Genomic DNA, 2,797 nt, shown 5'->3' on the forward strand with positions numbered 1-2,797 from the left:
ATATCTTTGTAAATACAAAACGCCATCGCACAGGTCCGACCGGAGGGTTACTACTTAGGGGTCGGGGTGGGGTGCGTGGTCAAGGCCACGCACCCCTCCCGTCCATGCTTCCCAGGGGCCGCCGGGCTTCCGCGCCCCGGCCCCGCCGGCGCCGGGCGGCAGCCGGTCCAGGGCGTGACAGGCCCTAGCGGAGGAAGGGGTCCACCGCGACGGCCACGAAGAGGATCGACACGTAGGTGATCGACCAGTGGAACAGCCGCATCTCCTTCAGCTTGCCGCCGGACACCTCGGCCTTGGCGCGGTTCTGGAGACCGTGCGCCTCCCACAGCCAGAACCCGCCCGCGCCGAGCGCGACCGCGGTGTAGAACCAGCCCGTGTAGCCGAGCGGGGTGAGCAGCAGCGAGACCGCGACCATCACCCAGCTGTAGATGACGATCTGGCGGGCGACGACCTTGTTGCTCGCGACCACCGGCAGCATCGGCACGCCCACGCGCGCGTAGTCGTCGCGCACCTTCATGGACAGCGGCCAGTAGTGCGGCGGCGTCCAGAAGAACATGACGAGGAAGAGGATGACCGGCGCCCACGACATGGAGTTCGTGACGGACGACCAGCCGATGAGCACGGGCAGACAGCCGGCGATGCCGCCCCAGACGATGTTCTGCGAGGTACGCCGTTTGAGGATCATCGTGTAGACGACGACGTAGAAGAGGAGCGCCCCGAGTGACAGCCAGGCGGACAGCCAGTTGACGGCGAGACCGAACAGCAGGGTCGACACGACCGCCAGCGTGATGCCGAAGGCGAGGCACTCACGGGGGCTGACCATGCCGGTGACGAGCGGGCGCTGCGAGGTGCGCTCCATGAGGGCGTCGATGTCGCGGTCGATGTACATGTTGAGCGCGTTGGCGCCGCCCGCGGACAGATAGCCGCCCAGGCAGGTGAGGAGCACCAGCTTCAGATCGGGCACACCCTGCTGGGCCAGGAACATCACCGGAACGGTGGTGATCAGCAGCAGCTCGATGATCCGCGGCTTGGTCAGCGCCACGAACGCCTTGAGACGGGCCCCGAACGGCCGCTGGCCTCGGCTGCTGCTCGTCCCGAGAACACCCGCAGGACGGGATTCGACGGCCGTCACGCACACCCCTGACAGAGACATCCCAGCGAGCCCCCGGATGAAATCCCCGTAAAGGCCCGCGCGTACCACGCCACTGTAGACGTTGCCCAGACCCCGGTATTCGCGGGGGTGGGCCCGTGTTGAGGAGTGCCGCTGGAAGAGCCGGCCGAGACTCGATTGAGCACTCGGACGAGCGGCTCCGTATTCATGTGCCGAACACGGAACGGCCCAGTCGGGAGGCGGATCCCGGCGAGTCCCGGCAGTCTGGAATGACTCGAAAAAACGCACGTACTCACGGGGGTAGGCTCGACAACGGCCGGGGCGCCCAGTGCACCGGCATTCGACATGTGTGACATGTGGAGAGGAGCCCTGACCCAGGGTGAGCACCAAGCCGACCACCACAGACCTCGAGTGGACCGAGCTGGACCAGCGGGCCGTGGACACCGCCCGCGTCCTGGCCGCCGATGCCGTACAGAAAGTCGGCAACGGCCATCCCGGTACGGCCATGAGCCTGGCGCCCGCCGCCTACACCCTCTTTCAGAAGGTGATGCGGCACGACCCGGCGGACACCGACTGGGTTGGACGGGACCGCTTCGTGCTGTCCGCCGGCCATTCGTCCCTGACCCTCTACACCCAGCTCTACCTGGCCGGTTTCGGCCTGGAGCTGGACGACCTGGAGTCCTTCAGGACCTGGGGCAGCAGGACCCCCGGACACCCCGAGTACGGTCACACGCCGGGCGTGGAGACCACGACCGGTCCCCTCGGCCAGGGTGTCGCCAACGCGGTGGGCATGGCGATGGCCGCCCGCTACGAGCGTGGTCTGTTCGACCCGGAGGCGCCGCAGGGCGAGTCCCCGTTCGACCACTTCATCTACGCGATCGCCGGTGACGGCTGTCTCCAGGAGGGCATCTCCGCGGAGGCCTCCTCCATGGCCGGGCACCAGAAGCTCGGCAACCTGGTCCTGCTGTGGGACGACAACCACATCTCGATCGAGGGCGACACCGAGACCGCGGTCTCCGAGGACACGGTCACGCGCTACGAGGCGTACGGCTGGCACGTGCAGCGGATCGCCCCGAAGCCGGACGGCGACCTCGACCCGCACGCCATCTACAACGCCATCGAGGCCGCGAAGAAGGTGACGGACAAGCCGTCGTTCATCGCGATGCGCTCGATCATCGCCTGGCCCGCTCCCAACGCGCAGAACACCGAGGCCGCGCACGGCTCGGCGCTCGGCGACGACGAGGTCGCGGCCACCAAGCGCGTCCTCGGCTTCGACCCGGAGAAGTCCTTCGACGTCGCCGCCGAGGTGCTGGCCCACACCCGTCAGGCCCTGGACCGGGGTGCCCAGGCCAAGGCCGAGTGGGAGAAGGGCTACGCCGCCTGGCGTACCGCCAACCCGGAGCGCGCGGCGGAGTACGACCGCATCGCCGCGACCGAGCTGCCGAGCGGCTGGGAGGAGAAGCTCCCGGTCTTCGAGGCGGGCACGGGTGTAGCCACCCGCGCCGCGTCCGGCAAGGTGCTCCAGGCCCTCGGCGCGGTCATCCCCGAGCTGTGGGGCGGCTCCGCCGACCTCGCCGGCTCGAACAACACCACGATCGACAAGACCTCCTCCTTCCTCCCGGCGGACAACCCGCTGCCGGAGGCGAACCCGTACGGCCGCACGATCCACTTCGGCATCCGCGAGCA

Annotated in this window: 1 protein-coding gene and 1 pseudogene; one reads left to right on the forward strand and one right to left on the reverse strand. The window is 68.5% G+C overall.

The genetic code is table 11. From position 1 onward, the window contains the following. Positions 1–184: 184 nt before the first annotated feature. Positions 185–1,138 carry a heme o synthase gene (locus tag ACWEBX_RS38895; RefSeq protein WP_451889427.1) on the reverse strand — a complete coding sequence of 318 codons (954 nt, stop codon included), beginning with the start codon at positions 1,136–1,138 and terminating at the stop codon, positions 185–187. 352 nt (positions 1,139–1,490) lie between these two features. Here ACWEBX_RS38895 and ACWEBX_RS38900 point away from each other — a divergent pair. Beyond that, a pseudogene (locus ACWEBX_RS38900) lies at positions 1,491–2,797 on the forward strand (transketolase); the annotation flags it as partial.

This window comes from Streptomyces sp. NPDC005070, from assembly GCF_053600395.1.